The sequence below is a fragment of the Bacillus sp. LL01 genome (assembly GCF_001037965.1).
Map to the genome: position 1 here is coordinate 18,272 of NZ_LFEL01000008.1, position 17,075 is coordinate 35,346.

Consider the following 17,075-nt stretch of genomic DNA (forward strand, 5'->3'; position numbering starts at 1 on the left):
CCCGCAACGGAGTGAGGAGGCTTACGGACCGCCCGCAGGAAAGCGAAGCGCCTGGAACGAAAATCAACAGAATTATATACTTTCTCATCTTTCAAAAAAAGCCCGAAAACCAACCGCAATTACCGGTTAGTTTTCGAGCATTTAATAATTAATTATACGCGCTCTTTACGAGAAGAACGTTTGTAGCCTTGGCGTTTAGCGTTTGAGTCTCTTGAACCAGATCCGCCACGGCTGTCGGAACGTTTGTTCCAGTTACCTTTACCGCCGCCTTGACTACGGTTACGGTCGCCGCCGCCACGGTTGCTGCCGCCGCCGCCGCCTCTTCTTGAGTGCATAGGCGCTTCATCTGTAAGACGAATTGGAGTTTCGTCCGGCTCTTTTGTGAACAACTTCAGAGCTGCGGATACAAGTGTTATTGCATCGTGCTCTTCTAGTAATTGTTCAGCTGCATTACGGTAGAAACCAAGGTTTTGCGCTTCAACCGCTTGTGTTAATTTTTCCATGGACATTTTTTGTTGGCCTTCTAGAGCTTCGTCTAGAGTTGGTGCCTTCATTTTATCCATTTTACGTTTAGTTACGCGTTCTACATGGTGCAGGTAGCTAACTTCACGAGGACTTACGAATGTAATCGCCAATCCGCTCTTACCAGCACGACCTGTACGTCCAATACGGTGAACATAGCTTTCAGGATCTTGTGGAATGTCGAAATTATATACGTGTGTTACACCAGAGATGTCAAGTCCACGTGCTGCTACGTCTGTTGCAACAAGTACTTCAATGGCACCTTCTTTAAACTTACGCAGTACACTCATACGCTTCGCTTGTGAAAGGTCACCGTGAATTCCTTCTGCAGAATATCCGCGCACATTCAATGCATCGGACAGCTCATCTACACGGCGCTTTGTACGACCGAAGATGATAGCAAGCTCAGGAGACTGGATGTCAAGAAGACGAGTCAAAGTGTCGAACTTCTTCTTTTCCGGAACTTCCACGTAGAATTGTTGGATGTTGGAAACAGTTACTTCTTTCGTTTTCACCTTTACACTTACTGGCTCACTCATGAAGCGTTCAGCGATTGCACGGATCGGTGCAGGCATTGTAGCAGAGAAAAGTAATGTTTGTTTCTTTTCTGGTGTTTCAGCAAGGATTTTTTCGATATCCTCGATGAATCCCATGTTCAGCATTTCATCCGCTTCATCAAGGACCACCGTGTTCACATTTTGAAGACGAAGAGTCTTACGGTTGATATGGTCAAGTAGACGACCTGGAGTACCAACTACGATGTGAGGGTTCTTTTTCAATGAACGAATCTGTCTGCTAATGTCTTGACCACCGAATACGGAAAGAACACGAGCACGTTTATGGTAAGAAGCTTTGTAAATCTCTTCAGCAACCTGGATTGCTAGCTCACGAGTTGGAGCGATAACGATACCTTGGATGGAATCGTTTTTCACATCAACATTTTCAAGTAAAGGAAGACCGAATGCAATCGTTTTACCTGTACCAGTCTGAGCCTGGCCGATTACGTCTTTCCCTGTTAATGCCACAGGAATCGTTTCTGTTTGGATAGGGGTAGCTTCTTCAAACCCCATTTTGTCAATCGACTTCATGATATCTTCTGATAAACCTAATTCTTTAAATAACGCCAAATTATTCCTACTCCTTTATCTATACAAATTAATAAATTAGGCACGCGTCTTGGCGCTTGCCTAACCTTTATAAGTAGACATATTAAACACATTACCTGTTATCATAACACTTTGGTTACTAAATAGCAATAAAGGTTAATGTCAACTTATAGGAGATTGCGCTTTCATCCGCACTCCCCCGCCGAAAAATCGGTAATATTTTTTTCTCTCCGTGCCAACCGGAGCTAATACAACACGCTTACTACTAATTTTCTCTTTTGTGAGGGTTTGTATTCCTGGGAAAAAGGAAATTACTTAATCCCCTCAATAACTTCTTCCAACTTCATACCTCTTGAACCTTTAACTATCACAACATCATCGGACTCTAATAGAGGCAACAACTCATTGATCAGTTCCTGTTTGTTCATGAATGGTTTGACGCGAGAAGGCTCCAGGACTTCCTGTGCCCCTTTGGCAATCTCCATTCCAAGCTCACCGAATGTAAAGACATAGTCCACATTTCCCCCTTGGACATATCGTCCTATTTCATGGTGGAATGCTCTTTCCATGTCACCAAGTTCGAGCATGTCACCTAGCACGGCGATCTTTTTACCGTAGCCGGTCAGGCTTCCCAGAAGATCCAGTGCCGCTCGCATGGAAGTCGGGCTTGCGTTGTAGGCATCGTTGATCACTGTCCAACCGCCGGAGGTTTCAACCACTTCGTTTCTCATGCCGGTTATGGTCAAGTTCTCCAATCCTTTTTTCCGGTTCACTTCCGTTACCCCAAACAGCTCTCCGACTATGATTGCGGCAAGGGCATTGGTCACGTTGTGGGCACCAAGTACCGGGATGAAATACTCTGTTTCTTCTATTATAAAATGAGTGCCTCTCCCCTTAAGCGAAATGTCCTTTGCTTTGTAGGTGTTATTATCATTGAGCCCGAAAAGAATAGCGTTTTCTGGGACCACCTTACTTGTCAATAGTGGCTCGTCTCCGTTAATGATCAACTTCCCATCCGGCTTCAGGCCAGCAGCTATCTCGAGCTTGGCTTCGGCAATACCTTCTCTTGATCCAAGGTCCTGCATATGGGATTCCCCGATGTTAGTGATAATGGCTGCGTCAGGCTTGGCGATTCTAGAGAGTAACTCTATCTCACCACGACCGCTCATTCCCATTTCCAGCACTGCCACTTCCGTATCCTCTTTCATAGAAAGGATGGTGAGTGGCAAACCAATATGGTTGTTGTAGTTGCCTGCCGTCTTGTGTACACGGAAGGTCGTTTCCAACACAGATGTGACCATATCCTTGGTTGTTGTTTTGCCGTTACTACCGGTAATCCCCACAACCTTCATGCCGATTTCGTTCCGGTAGCTGCTTGCAAGGTACTGCAAAGCCTCAATCGTGTCTTCGACAAATATAAGGTTCAGGTCTGCCGGTGGTTCGGGCTGGTCTTTTTGCCAGAAGGAAGCAACTGCCCCTTTTTTCTCAATGGCATCACGGACAAATGCGTGGCCGTTAAAATTTTCCCCGATAATCGGTATGTACAGTTTCCCGCTCATATCCTCACGCGTGTCTCTAGAAACCCCCTCCACTACGATGGCATTATATTCAGAGGAGATTTCCTCTCCTTTTGCCATCTCCTGAATTTCTTTTAAGCTTCTTTTTATCATATGGACTTTCCACCCTCCTGTTCATCTTTACACAGAGAAAAGGCTGATATCACGTGTAATGCTGTTTCGCCCGTGATGACCCAACCCCCTGCTTGTAAATCGTCCCTGCATATAGTGTGGTTTGTTTAACTCCCTGGAGATTTCCGTTTCAGGTGTTCGCTTTCCGCGGGGCGGTGCTTGAGCGTCCTCGGCAAGCCTGGGGGGGCTCAAGTCTACCGCTACCTCCCGCCGGAGTCTCACACCTTACACTCAAATCTACAGGGGGTTCACAATAAAATGAATGTTAAAAAGTATGCTTGATTTTCTGTTTTTCTTCGTGACGCTCTTGTGCATATCCAACCAGCTTTTCAATCAATTTTGGATAGGATACATCAGTATGCTGCCATAATAACGGGAACATGCTGAACGGAGTGAAACCTGGCATCGTGTTTACTTCATTGATATATAGTTTACCCTCTTTTGTTAAAAAGAAATCCGCTCGCACAAGGCCTGCTCCATCAATTGCTTTAAAAGCAGTGATAGCCATTTCTTTTACCTGCTCATAGATTTCTTCACTGATCTCAGCAGGAATAATCATAGCAGTATCGCCATCTTCATACTTAGCTTTGTAATCATAAAACTCTGTTTTAGGAGCAATCTCTCCAACCACGGAGCATTCCGGCTCATCATTGCCAAGCACGCCGATCTCGATTTCACGGGCACCTTCCAAGCCTTGTTCCACAATGATTTTACGGTCATATTCGAACGCTTCACGGAATGCCGCTTCAAGTTCTTCGCGGTTTTTTGCTTTGCTGATTCCGACACTAGAACCAAGGTTTGCAGGTTTAACAAAGCATGGGTATCCAAGCTCAGACTCCACTTTTTCATACGTTGCATCCGCTGCTTTTTCCCACTCAGAGCGAAGGAAATGTGCATATCCTACTTGTGGCAGTCCTGCCTGGTCGAAAAGGTTTTTCATGATAACTTTATCCATTCCAGCAGACGATGCCAATACACCGTTTCCTACATAAGGAAGATTCAGAAGTTCAAGCATCCCTTGAACCGTTCCATCTTCCCCGTTCGGACCATGAAGCAATGGGAAAACAACTGTTGGAGCTTCTTCGGTCTCTTCAGAAGAAGTCAATGCAAGAGGCGCAATGGTCGTTCCGCCTTCTTCTAGTTTCAACTGGTGTACGCTCTCAGCCGGTCCGTTCAACAGTACTCCACGTTTCCACTCACCTGATTCCGTTATGTATAACGGATATACTTCAAATTTATCTGTGTCTAATGCCTTGGTTACAGCCAAAGCTGTTTGTAAGGAAACCTGATGCTCGGCAGATTTTCCACCGTATAGTAAATGCAATTTCGTTTTCATTTTGTGCTCCCCCTCAAGAGATGATCTGTTTATGTTATGACACCCCTAAATTCGTTTGGGTTTCTGTTAAACTTATGTTGATTTTCGTTCCAGGTGTTCGCTTTCCGCGGGGCGGTGCTTGAGCCTCCTTGACTTCGTCTGTGGGGTCTCAAGTCAACCGCTACCTCCCGCCGGAGTCTCACACCTTGCACTACAATCAACATAGGGCCAACTAATAGCCATGGGTTTTAATATTTTTGTTTGTATCAATTATTTCATTATAGCACCTACATACAAGAATTCGAAACTGATTCCTCCCTTTAAGTAGGTTGAAAAGGTAAAATCTTTTCCATAATATATGAATGTCATTCCACCGACGTGTTAAAGGCAAACCTTAATGCCTAGATTATTTTCGACAAAGTTCTTTCCTAGGAAATAAAATGCCGATGTTTGCCGTCAATATTCCCCAGATAACCACGAAAAAAAGAGAGCGGGTGTTCCGCTCCCGTCTCTCTTACCATGTGATTTTTGTTGCTTTAATCTCCTTTGGTGTAACGGTATAAAGATGCTTATCGATATAAAGGATCCGCTGAACCATGTTCTCCCAGTCCTCATATAAGGTGTTCTCAGGTTGATGCGAAATTTTCGTGTGCATTGTGAAGCCTTTTTCCGTATCGATACCATAGATCATGGCACCTTCAAAAGCAAGTCGATAGCTACCATCTTTCTGGTTTTCATTGTACATGGTGATCGGAAAAGCGAATATATCCTTCTCTTTGTTAAAAAGAAGTGCCTTATGATCGTGGTTTAGTGGTGAATGAGTGGATTGCCCGCCGATTATTTCCGTATGCTTCTCCAACGGGTTTGTCGGATCACTTACATCAAACAGGGAAATTTTCACGCCATTTGTCGTCACCCTTGTTCCCCATTGATCTTTTTCTAGCTTCGTGTCATAACCGAAACCTATCAGATGGTTCTCGTCATACGGATGCAGGTAGTTGCTGAAGCCTGGGATTTTGAGTTCTCCAAGCACCTTTGGCTCATTCGGGTTGCTCAGATCGAAGACGAACAGTGGATCGACCTCTTTAAAGGTGACCACATACGCTTTATCCTGCATGAACCGGACAGAGTAGATGCGCTCTCCCCTCGCCAAATCTTCCACACTGCTGACTACATTCATGCCCCCGTCCAAGATGAAAAGGTGATTACTGGACGGTGAGTGTTCATCCCATGCTTGCCCTTTGGTTGCTGCCACGCGGAAGTGGCCATTGTATTCATCCATGGAAAACTGGTTCAATAGATAGCCCGGAATAGAACCATTGGCATGGAATTCCACTGATGTGCCAGCTACTGCAAATTTGTATAGCTCCGTACTTTCATTGTGGGTCCAATGCGGTCCATAACTGTAGTTAGGAACTGCTACATATAGATTTTCCTTGGACATGTAGATCTGGTTTCCGCTTCCTACATAGGTTGTAATTGCTGCATCCTCTTCAGGCTGATTCAAATCGAGAGAGGCAATTGTCATGAAATTATTTTCGTTAGAATCAGGAAAATAGCTGATTTCATCGTATGGAACAGCTTCAAGTTCCTCTTCCTCATCCCCATTCACTTGAGCTGATCGTGGACGCAAGTCTGCTTCTGGATGCTCCCTAAGAATCCAAAACTCGGCATACTTGTTGGTGATCAGGTAAACATGGTTATCTATCTTCCTGCTTGATACATAATTCCCTTCGATCGTGATCGTCTTTTGGACAACAGGGTTGGAGCGGTCGGAAATATCATAGATAATCGCCCTTGTCGCCTCATGCATTGGCAGGATCATGTCGCCTGCACTGCTCTGTTTGCTACCATACATCATTTTTTCATTCCAATGGTTCCCAATCACCACCAGCTGGTCTCCATCCAGGAAGAGTTGATTTGGGTAAAAATCTTTATAGCGAAGCTCGGAAACGACGGTTAGATTCTTGACAGGCTCAGCCTTTGTAATCTTAAGTTTCTGATCGGTAGCCTGGTAGATAAAGCTACCATCGGTTTTGACGATATCCGCTTCATCCACCCCTTGGACCTGGACGTTCGTATCGGAATGTCCGCCTCCACTTGACTCACCTTCGCTACCTGCCATATCTGCACTTGCCCCTCCGTCACTGTCATCAGAGCTGGTGGTCGATTCCTCTTTTGAGAATTCGAAAAAAGACCGGCTGCTTTTCTGTTCTGTTTCCATCTGTTCGAGTTGAGCGGTGAACAGTTCATTTAGTTCTTTTTTAGAGGATACAGTAGGCAGTGCCGCCATTGCCGTAAACTTTATCTTTTTTTGCTCCCCAAGCTTCTTCCCATCCACTGATTCAATGTCTCCACTAATGTGAAGCTCATATGGCCCTTTTCTTGGGTCATATCCACCGTTTGGAGGAGATACCGTCACATAATCATCTGATAACTCCAACTTAGCTTCGACTCTATCCCCATTTTTGTCTGTCACATAAATGGACTCCCCTTGTTGGATGGTATCTTTCTTGAACTCTTTGGTGAAAGTCAGCATCCACGTTTTATTAGAAAGTACGGTCTGTGTATCTTTTGTAGAGATCGAATTGCCTGTACCATTCACCGCAAATGGTTCCTTTGTTTGATAGATTATTGCAAATATGATGGCCAGACCCACTATGAGGAAGGAAAAAATAATCGCCCTTTTTTTCATAAAATTGCCCCCTTTTATACGTTTAGACGAGGGTGTTGTAAAAAAGTTACATTGGGAGGAGAATTGTTTGGGAGGATGGAACTAGGGGGTTTATGGACTTGGATAGCTTTTGGAGGATATTTCGAGAATGTGTTAATGATATTTTGAAGAAAACAAGAAAAGATACTGCAAAAACAGCTGATTTCAGGAGTAAAAAAAGCGTTCGGACAACTTTTCCTTTGGTTCGGACATTTATAGCGCGACTAGAGGGGATGTTCGGACAATCACAGTCTCGGTTCGGACAACTTTTTCATCTGTTCGGACACGCTAAAATTTCGTTCGGACATTTATAGCCGATGTTCGGACAAGAACGGGAAATCTTCGGACAAGTTTGGGCAAACTTCGGACAAGAATGCAAAATCTTCGGACATTTGACTGCTTGGACTCCAAATCCTCACGCAAAAAGACTTCAATTGAGCCACAGCATCACCAAATACTTAAGGCACTGGCCAGCATCACTTCCCCCAAAAACCTAAAATTCCCCATAAAAAAGAACCCGAGAAGCTAGCGATCCCACAATCTGCTGGCTCCCCCGAGCTCTCCGTCTAATATACCCCTATTTCATTACTTGCTCCCTCAACTCTACCAATCCATAACGCCCAACAAACTTAGCAAACTGCTCGCGCTTCTTGCCTTCTGCCGCATAGATACCTATCAGTCTATCAATCATTTCATAAAGCGCCTCTTCCGCAAGACCGTTCGCAAACAGCTCACCCGTCCTGGCATCCAGCCCCTTCGCTTTTCCGCCGACATATAAGTCGAAAAGTTCACCATGCTGCTTGATGACTCCAATATCGTTGACCAAGGGCTCTCCACATCCAACCGGACAACCTGTGTAGGCTGGCTTTAACGTAAAAGGGACCGCTCTCCCGGCGATACGTCGATTGATCTCTTTCGCTACGGGCATACCTTCCTCAAGCTCCCCTTTACAGAAATTGCAGGTGCGAAGGCTTTTGACAAAATTGCCGACGGGATAGCAACGAAGACCAACGCTCGCAAAATCCGTCTTCGCCTCCTCCAACCTGTTCTCTTGAACATCTACATACAATTGCTGAAAGGTGGTGACTTCAAGTTCCTGTTCTTCTCCCATATAGCGGGCAAGCATCAATAGCTGCTTGCCATTCAGCTTGGCACCAAAATCAATGCCGCCATTCACCGCTAGTTTCACCGTTTTTTCTCCCATACGAACTTCACATCCCCTTTATTCTGTGATTTCCAATACATACGGGAAGGCATACACTTCTCCGTTCAATTTGAATTCAGCCCAGAGCTTATACATGCCCGGCTTGCTGAAATGGGCTTCAAATACAGGTTCCGTTCCTTTACGAGGGTGAACATGTATGAATTCATCCAACCCTTCATCCACAACAACCACATGCCCTAAAGCACCAAGGTAGTTTTCCGGCTCCGCACCCTCTATGTCAAAAGAGAGAACCACATTTTCTTTTACAGAAAAATTGTTCAAATCAAGGGTTACCGTATAATCCCCCTGTTCCTTTGTCCATTGTGATTCAGCTTCCAGATGAACATGGGCATCTTCATGACCAGCATGCTTCCCAACCATCACAGGATGAGGTTCATTTACATATTGCAACTCACTTGGCTTGATATCCACAAACGCCTGGTACATGCCATCCTCCAACTCAGCATCCGTCGTGAAAACCCCTGCTGACATCTTTTCCGGATGAAGATGCTGGAATACTTCCAAATCCTCACTGATGACAACCAGATGCATCAATTTCTCATGACTTACTTCAAGGTCATCCATCGGGTTACCATCAAGATCAGTCAGAGTAATAGTCAACTCACCTCCATCCAGCTCTACATCTGCTTTGACTTCACTGGATGTATCCCCTTCATGGTCGCCGTGGTCCCCATGGCCATCCTCATTGCCTTCTTCGTGATCACCGTGCTCCTCATCATGTCCTTCTTCCTCACCATGTTCATCATGCGAATCTTCGTTCTGATGCTCTCCGTGGTCTGCATCTTGAGCCTCATTTCCACCTGCATAAAACGAATACGCCGAATAGCCTCCGATGACTATCAACAAATAAATCAGTGCTGATCCTACCCACTTTTTCATTCTATTCCCACCTTATTAGAGTTTCACTTTCTGTAGTCGCAGTGCATTCAGGACAACCGAAACAGAGCTGAACGCCATCGCGGCTCCCGCTACCCATGGTGCTAGGAAACCTAGGGCAGCAATCGGTATTCCCATGGAGTTGTAGGCAAATGCCCAGAACAGATTCTGCTTAATGTTGGTGATTGTTTTTTTACTCATTACAATCGCATCGGCAATGCTGTTTAAATCACCACGCATCAAGGTGATGTCTGCCGCTTCCATCGCGACATCTGTCCCTGTTCCTATTGCCATCCCGATATCAGCTGTCACCAATGCCGGTGCATCATTAATCCCATCACCAACCATCGCGACCTTTTTGTCTTGCTTCTGTAGCTTTGCTACCTCTTCCGCTTTCTGCTCAGGAAGTACTTCGGCTATGACGTTGTCAATTCCGGCAAGCTTTGCAATCGCCTGGGCTGTACGTTCGTTGTCCCCTGTCATCATGATGACTTCAAGACCCATGTCCTTCAAACGTTTGACCGCTTGCTTGGATGTATCTTTTATCGTATCCGCAACTGCGATAATGCCTTTGTATTCTCCATTTACAGCAATCAGCATCGCGGTTTTTCCTTCTGTTTCAAGACTGCGAACTGCTTCTTCCGCCTGCTCGACAGCCACTCCATGCTTGGTCATGAGCTTTCGTGTACCAACGATAACACGATTCTCACCAACGACTGCTTCTATACCATACCCGGGTATTGCTTGAAAAGAATGCACAGAACCAAACTCGATTCTCTTCTCCTTGATACCCTCTACTATCGCTTGCGCCAGTGGGTGTTCCGACTGTTTCTCCGCAGCACCGACCAATGCAAGAACGGCCGCTTCATCCTCACCAGCCACCAACTTTACATCTGTCAGAACCGGCGCACCATTTGTCACTGTTCCTGTTTTGTCCAATACGACCGTTGTGATGCGGTGTGTCTGCTCTAAATGCTCTCCGCCTTTGAAAAGGATGCCAAGCTCGGCTGCCCGGCCGGATCCCGCCATGATGGAGGTCGGCGTTGCAAGACCAAGTGCACACGGACAAGCAATTACTAGGACGGCAATCAGATTTACCAATGCTTGTGCAAAATTCCCCGGATCGACGATGAAGTACCAAACCAGAAAAGTAAGAATGGCAATTCCAACCACAATCGGTACGAAAATACCGGATATTCTATCTGCAAGGCGTTGAATCGGCGCTTTGGACCCTTGCGCCTGCTCTACAATCCGGATGATTTGAGCAAGAGCCGTTTCCTTCCCGACCTTTGTCGCCTTTATTTTCAAAAAGCCGTTTTTATTGATTGTGGAACCATATACAGTGTCGCCCATCTTTTTATCTACAGGGATGCTTTCCCCTGTCAGCATCGACTCATCCACCGCCGATTGCCCTTCGATAATTTCTCCGTCGACTGGCACTTTTTCACCAGGCTTAACGGAAACAATATCTCCCACAAGCACTTCTTCCAAAGGCACTTCAATTTCTTTTCCATCACGTAGGACGAGCGCTGTCTTCGCCTGCAAGCCCATCAGCTTTTTGATTGCTTCTGATGAACGGCCCTTTGCTCTCACTTCAAAAAGCTTTCCTAAAATAATAAGGGTGATGATGACCGCACTTGTTTCAAAGTAAAGGTCGACCATATGGGCACCAGAACCGATCGATTCAATCGATAAGTATAAACTGTACACATACGCCGCAGACGTTCCTAGTGCAACCAGCACATCCATATTGGCACTTTTATTTTTCAACGCTTTAAAGGCACCTGTGTAGAATTGCCACCCTATAAAGAATTGAACCGGTGTCGCGAGTGCGAGCTGCACCCAAGGGTTCATCAGCATATCAGGCAGATAGATGAACGATGTAAAGGAAAAGTGGCTCACCATCGCCCAAAGCAACGGTATCGTCAGTATCAACGAGAAAACAAATTTCCCTTGCTGTTTTTCCAGTTCTTTTTGGCGGAAGCTCTCGGCATTCTCACTTTTCTCCACCTTCTCCGTTGCCCCATAGCCTGCTTTTTCAATGCGCGCGATGATGTCGGCAGGCTTTAACTTTGACGGATTATACTCCACTGTACCGCTCTCCAATGCCAAGTTCACATTGGCTGTATTGACACCTTCCATCTTGCCCAGCACCTTCTCAATCCTGCTAGAGCAAGCGGCACACGTCATGCCTGTAATAAGAAATTCCGCTTTTTCCTTCACTACATCATAGCCCAGATCTTGAATCTTCTTTTCAATTTCTATTTCAGACACCTGTTCCGGATCATAAGTGACGGATGCATTCTCAAGGGCAAGGTTCACATTGGCTGTCTCTACTCCAGCCAGTTTATTCAGCCCCCTCTCCACCCTTGTGGAGCAAGCCGCACACGTCATCCCTGTAATCTGTAACTGGGTTTCTTTTCTCTTTTGATCGCTCATGATAGCAACCTCCTTTATACCCATAGGGGGTATATTTTATTGCGAATAAAACGTGCTTTTCCCGTAAGAAAGCACGCATATGATCGACTGGATTAGGCTACTTCATAACCTTCTTCGTCGATTGTTTCCTTAATCTTCTCCATTGTCACTTGCTCACTTTTGTATTCTACCGCTACTGTACCGGAAGCTAGATCCACCTTGACAGAGTTCACTCCGTCCAATTCCCCTACACTACCTTCAACCGCTTTTACGCAATGCCCGCATGACATTCCATTTACTTTTAACGTTACTTGTTCCATTCTAATCTCCCCTTATTTCATTAGTCTTTTAACTGTTACTAACAACTCATCTATTACTTCTGTATCGCCTTCTTGAATTCTTTCCACGATACAGGATTTCATATGTCCTTCTAAAAGCATTTTGCCAAGGCCATTCAGGGCAGACTGGACCGCAGCGATCTGTGTCAGCACATCATCGCAATACGTATCTTCCTCCACCAATCGCTTCACCCCACGCACCTGACCTTCTATTCGGTTCAAGCGGGAAATAAGCGATTTTTTTACCTCTTCGGAATGATGGCTCTTACGTTCCCCATTTTCCGTATGACAGCATTCTTCATTGTTCATCATTTCTACTGGAAGGTTTTCCATGGTTATTGACCTCCTGTCTCTTATAAAGTAACATACCCCTATACGGTATGTAAAGAGATTGAATTTATACTATTAAAATAATTTCAGAAGAGGTAATTGTCATGTGGAGAGATCAAGTATTGGATTGGTTCTCGGCGGTCGGTCCGTTTGCCATCGTACTTAGTATTCTAATCAATACATTCATAAGCATACTCGCTTTTATGCCAAGTGTTTTTCTCACCGCTGCCAATCTGGCATTCTTTGGTTTCTGGCTTGGTACGTTGATTTCCTTTTTGGGCGAGTCGATTGGGGCTGTTGTGAGTTTTTGGTTATATCGAAAAGGGATCAAAAAGTTTGCACCGGATGCGTTGATGAAAAATAAATGGCTGATGAAATTGCAAGAGACAGGTGGTCGAAAAGCATTTCTGTTGGTTCTGACATTGCGCTTGTTCCCATTTGCGCCATCCGGCCTCGTGACATTGGCTGGAGCAACAAGCAGGATTGGCATAGTCGGATTTGCGGTTGCAAGTACGGTTGGCAAGGTTCCAGCATTGTTGTTAGAGGCATTTTCGGTTTATCAGGTGCTTCAATGGAATACGGCAGGAAAGGTGATCTTGGCTGTGGTAGCGGCTGGAGTTGTGTTGGTGGTGCTGCGGGGGAGGTTACGGAAGTAAAAAAAACAGAGCCCCCAAAAGGCCCTGTCATTCCTAATCACTACTACTTTCTAACAAAAACTTCCCTGCCGCAACATGCTCCAACAGAAAATCCCCCACATCATTGCCATTAAAGCTCAAATGATGCAGCGGCCTTGTCATCGCCACATAAAGCAGTTTCACATCAATCTCCGTTTCAGTAAACACTTCATCCAGCGAGCACAATAAGACGGCATCAAACTCCAGTCCCTTCGCCAACTGGGCGTGTACGATGACGACATCTTCCTGGTTAATTTCTTCATTTTCCCCAAGTAATTGCACGCGCAAGTCTGAATGACGGCGTAGCAGTCCCTCTATCTTCTTGCACTCCTTCTCCGTCTTCCCGATAACGGCAATCGTTTTCCGCCCGTCCGCATACAATTGCTTTATTTCCATCTCCAGCATACCAGCCATTCCAACAGTCCCACCGGAAGTTGGCCACTTATGAAACACCGGTTTTGCCCCATGCCTCACCACCGGCTCCACTTTCGGCAGCTCGAATGGCAATAGCTTCAGTATATCATTGGCAGTTTCCATTATTTCAACGGTGGTACGATAGCTTTTTTGCAAGGTCGTGTAGGCAGCTCGAGGGAATATCTCCTCTTTCACCTTGTTCCAGTCTTGTATACCACGATAGGAGTGGATCCCCTGGGCGAGGTCGCCAACGATGGTGAACATATCCGTCTCCAAGGCGCTTTTCAAAGCAGCCAATTGAAAATAGCTGTAGTCCTGCGCCTCATCTATCACTACATTGCGAGCCCGCAAATCCTTGTCAATGCCGTACAAATGGTGCTGCAAATAGAGTAACGCCGCCAAATCCTCCAGTTCATATTGCTTCTGTCTATGTAATTTCACCTGATAGTCGACAAAATACTTGATTTGATAGTCATCCAGATAACCACTGGCATACTTCGAAAACGTCGTCTTGTCAGTAACCAGATCCTTAAAATAATGAAAAAGTGTGTGCTTCGGGAGCTTCCTGATAAAGGCGTTGACGGCGGTTCTGGACTCCCGCTTTATCTCTTCGATCATTGCGTCCTTTTTGTCCATCGCTTTTGTGACATAGCTTTTCCGCTTGGCTGGGTCGAGGTTCATGTTGAATAGTGCTTTGTCCAGCTTGTGATCATAGAATTTTTCGACTTTGTGAAGAAGCACTTTTTTCTCGGTCCGAACATAGTTTTGCAGAACACTTTTCACCTTTTCCACCCGGCGGTAATACGGGAGGTAGGTATATTCATTACGGATAAGTTGCTCCATTCTTTCTGCTGTATAGAGTTTGAACTTAGGTGTCAGATAGAAATCCTCTGTTGGAATAAATGTTTCCAAAATGTCAGATAGATAGCGGTCGATGATCTCCTTGAATTCTAAGGAACCTTTAAAGCTTGCGAGCCATTGGACCATTTCAGGGTCTTCGTATTCGTGGTTGATAAATCCCATCAGTTTTTCAGATGGCGGCCGCAATTTAATTTTTTTGCCGATACAACTTTTTACAAAATCAATGAAAGTCGTCTGCAAGATCCGGTCCACGCCGAGCTCTGGCAGAACTTCCGATATATAGCCGATGAACAGGTTGTTGGGTGCGAGAATCATGAGCTGTTCCGGTCGGAATTGGTCTTGGTAGGTATAGATGAAATAGGAAATTCTGTGAAGGGCGATAGTCGTTTTTCCGCTCCCTGCCGCCCCTTGAACGATGATCGGTTTATTCAGGTCGGCCCGGATGATTCGGTTCTGTTCTTCCTGGATGGTGGACACGATATCGGTCAGCCGGTTGCTAGAGCTTCCGGACAACGAATCCTGCAAGAGCTCGTCCGTTGTCGTCAGGTCGACGTCCCGTATGTCCTGAAGCTCGCCGTCCTCCATGATGTATTGGCGTTTCAGGGAGAGGTAGCCGTCATATGTTTCCCCCTCGGCTTCGTATTCCACTTCCCCAAGCCTCCCGTCATAATAGAGGTTGGCAATCGGAGAACGCCAGTCCACGATAATTGGATCCTGCGTTTCCCTGTCAAACAAAGAGGCTTTCCCGAAGTAGAGGATTTCCTCTTCTTCTTTGCCAGACCGTTTGTAGTCCACTCTAGCAAAGTAGGGCTTATGGTAGATTTTCTTGAGGCTGCGGATCTCTTCGGTCGTCCGCTGGAGCAGGTTCGCGTTGGTAAGCATATTCATGTAGCTGAAGCTGCTGTCTTTGAAGTCCATTCCTTCGAGCGCTTCTTTAAAACTTGATTTGAATGATTCCTCGTCCATTTCTGTTGCTCGGATCACGATATCCATATACTTTTTGGTAAATGTCAGCCGCTCCACTTCCTGATCAAAGTCAGGATGCCTTTTCTTCTTTTCTGCCAAACTCCTTCACACTCCTGAGGTTTTTATAAAGCTATTTTCTCAAACAAAGTTTACGAAAATAGCCTTTTATAAGACGCAAAAAACCATGAACTAGAGTTTTTCTCCATTCATGGTACACATCCTTGCTAACCTTTTCAAAGTACGCAACGATTTTCTGTTCTTTTTTCTGCGTGCTATTTTCACATATTTTTATGCATTTTCGTATTTATAAATGACTCGTTATACACCTTACTGTCGTGCTCTTTTCCTGATAATTCTATTTATACAGCACTGTATAGTTAGGGTATATAAGCGGTAAAAAGTCCAACTGCCGACTTTGTACTATGCGATAACAACAAAGGTTGAGAAAAGAGCCTTGCCGGAAAAATAATTATAACCGTTTACAAAATAATTTGCAATTTTCTATCAGATTTGTTTGTTTTCCTTGTCAGCTACCGTACACATATGTAAACTTGTAATGTATTTAAGTTTACATACTTACTACTTAGGAGTGATTACTTTGACTTGGAAACAACTTGCAGAAAAAGTGGTAGAGGGCTATCACATAACACCCGATGAGGCTTTAAGTATATTACATGAGGAAGACGATAACGTGCTGGAGCTTGTCCAGGCAGCCTTTCAAATCCGCAAACACTATTACGGAAAAAAAGTAAAATTGAACCTGATCATAAACGCCAAAAGCGGCCTGTGCCCAGAGGATTGCGGCTATTGCTCCCAATCCATGAAAGCCGACACGGAAATTGACAGCTATCCGCTTGTCAGCAAAAAGATTATCGTGGATGGTGCAAAGGAAGCCAAGAAAAACAAAATTGGAACCTACTGTATCGTCATGAGCGGACGCAAGCCGACAAACCGCGACGTGGATACGGTGGTCCAGGCCGTTCAGGATATCAAAAAAGACATCGACAACATGAAAGTATGTGCCTGTCTTGGAATTGTCAACGACGCACAGGCCAAGCTTTTGAAAGAAGCCGGTGTGGACCGTTTCAACCATAACATCAACACAAGCAAGGGGCACCACAGCGAGATTACGACGACCCATGATTACGATGATCGCATCCGAACGCTTGAAACATTGAAGAGTGCAGGAATCTCGCCTTGCTCGGGTGTCATCTGCGGAATGGGAGAAACGCTTGAGGATGTGGTGGAAATGGCTTATTCGTTAAAAGAACTGGATGCCGACTCGATTCCTGTCAACTTCCTGCATCCGATTGAAGGGACCAAGCTTGCAGGTATGGATGATTTAACTCCGTTAAAATGTCTGAAGATCCTTGCGATGTTCCGTTTTGTGAACCCTACAAAAGAAATTAGGATTTCTGGGGGCCGCGAGTTCAACCTTCGAACGCTGCAAAGCCTGGGACTTTATATGGCGAACTCCATCTTCGTAGGCGACTACCTGACAACTAGCGGGCAGGCCTCCAACCAGGATTATCAGATGATTAAAGACCTTGGCTTTGAGATAGAGGAAAATGCTTTTGAAACGGAAAGCCAGCAGTTTGCGGGTGTTTAACCATCTGGGATCATGGCAAT

At 45.3% G+C, this 17,075-nt stretch carries 12 protein-coding genes; 2 read left to right on the forward strand and 10 right to left on the reverse strand.

The genetic code is table 11. The features are described 5' to 3' along the window. Nucleotides 1-152 precede the first annotated feature (152 nt). The 9 genes from AB685_RS19175 to AB685_RS19220 form a co-directional block, all read right to left on the reverse strand. On the reverse strand, nucleotides 153-1,649 hold the full coding sequence (locus AB685_RS19175; RefSeq protein WP_128755906.1) for a DEAD/DEAH box helicase: 1,497 nt from the start codon (nucleotides 1,647-1,649) through the stop codon (nucleotides 153-155). Between the two features lie 290 nt (nucleotides 1,650-1,939). Continuing rightward, nucleotides 1,940-3,298, reverse strand: a complete 1,359-nt coding sequence (murF, locus tag AB685_RS19180) for a UDP-N-acetylmuramoyl-tripeptide--D-alanyl-D-alanine ligase (protein WP_047972217.1) — start codon at nucleotides 3,296-3,298, stop codon at nucleotides 1,940-1,942. A gap of 283 nt (nucleotides 3,299-3,581) precedes the next feature. Next, nucleotides 3,582-4,652 (reverse strand): D-alanine--D-alanine ligase, encoded by a 1,071-nt coding sequence (locus tag AB685_RS19185; RefSeq protein ID WP_047972218.1) that lies wholly within the window; start codon nucleotides 4,650-4,652, stop codon nucleotides 3,582-3,584. Between the two features lie 493 nt (nucleotides 4,653-5,145). After that, nucleotides 5,146-7,326, reverse strand: a complete 2,181-nt coding sequence (locus AB685_RS19190; RefSeq protein WP_047972219.1) for a beta-propeller domain-containing protein — start codon at nucleotides 7,324-7,326, stop codon at nucleotides 5,146-5,148. A gap of 595 nt (nucleotides 7,327-7,921) precedes the next feature. Continuing rightward, nucleotides 7,922-8,548, reverse strand: a complete 627-nt coding sequence (locus AB685_RS19200) for a nitrite reductase (protein ID WP_047972221.1) — start codon at nucleotides 8,546-8,548, stop codon at nucleotides 7,922-7,924. A gap of 18 nt (nucleotides 8,549-8,566) precedes the next feature. Continuing rightward, on the reverse strand, nucleotides 8,567-9,448 hold the full coding sequence (locus tag AB685_RS19205) for a hypothetical protein (RefSeq protein ID WP_047972222.1): 882 nt from the start codon (nucleotides 9,446-9,448) through the stop codon (nucleotides 8,567-8,569). A gap of 15 nt (nucleotides 9,449-9,463) precedes the next feature. Then, a complete protein-coding gene (locus tag AB685_RS19210; RefSeq protein WP_047972223.1) occupies nucleotides 9,464-11,884 on the reverse strand; it encodes a heavy metal translocating P-type ATPase in 2,421 nt (806 codons plus the stop codon). 92 nt (nucleotides 11,885-11,976) lie between these two features. Beyond that, on the reverse strand, nucleotides 11,977-12,183 hold the full coding sequence (copZ, locus tag AB685_RS19215) for a copper chaperone CopZ (RefSeq protein WP_047972224.1): 207 nt from the start codon (nucleotides 12,181-12,183) through the stop codon (nucleotides 11,977-11,979). Between the two features lie 12 nt (nucleotides 12,184-12,195). Next, nucleotides 12,196-12,534 (reverse strand): metal-sensitive transcriptional regulator, encoded by a 339-nt coding sequence (locus tag AB685_RS19220; RefSeq protein ID WP_047972225.1) that lies wholly within the window; start codon nucleotides 12,532-12,534, stop codon nucleotides 12,196-12,198. A 101-nt stretch (nucleotides 12,535-12,635) separates the two neighbouring features. On the opposite strand from AB685_RS19220, the gene AB685_RS19225 reads away from it, so the two are divergent. Beyond that, nucleotides 12,636-13,187, forward strand: a complete 552-nt coding sequence (locus AB685_RS19225; protein WP_047972226.1) for a VTT domain-containing protein — start codon at nucleotides 12,636-12,638, stop codon at nucleotides 13,185-13,187. 33 nt (nucleotides 13,188-13,220) lie between these two features. Here the strand turns inward: AB685_RS19225 and helD are convergent, their stop codons facing one another. Then, the gene (gene helD / locus AB685_RS19230) at nucleotides 13,221-15,545 is read right to left on the reverse strand and encodes an RNA polymerase recycling motor HelD (protein ID WP_047972227.1); all 2,325 of its coding nucleotides are present in this window, start codon (nucleotides 15,543-15,545) and stop codon (nucleotides 13,221-13,223) included. 457 nt (nucleotides 15,546-16,002) lie between these two features. Between helD and bioB the strand changes: the two genes are divergently transcribed. Next, on the forward strand, nucleotides 16,003-17,055 hold the full coding sequence (bioB, locus tag AB685_RS19235; RefSeq protein ID WP_047972228.1) for a biotin synthase BioB: 1,053 nt from the start codon (nucleotides 16,003-16,005) through the stop codon (nucleotides 17,053-17,055). The last annotated feature ends 20 nt before the right edge of the window (nucleotides 17,056-17,075 follow it).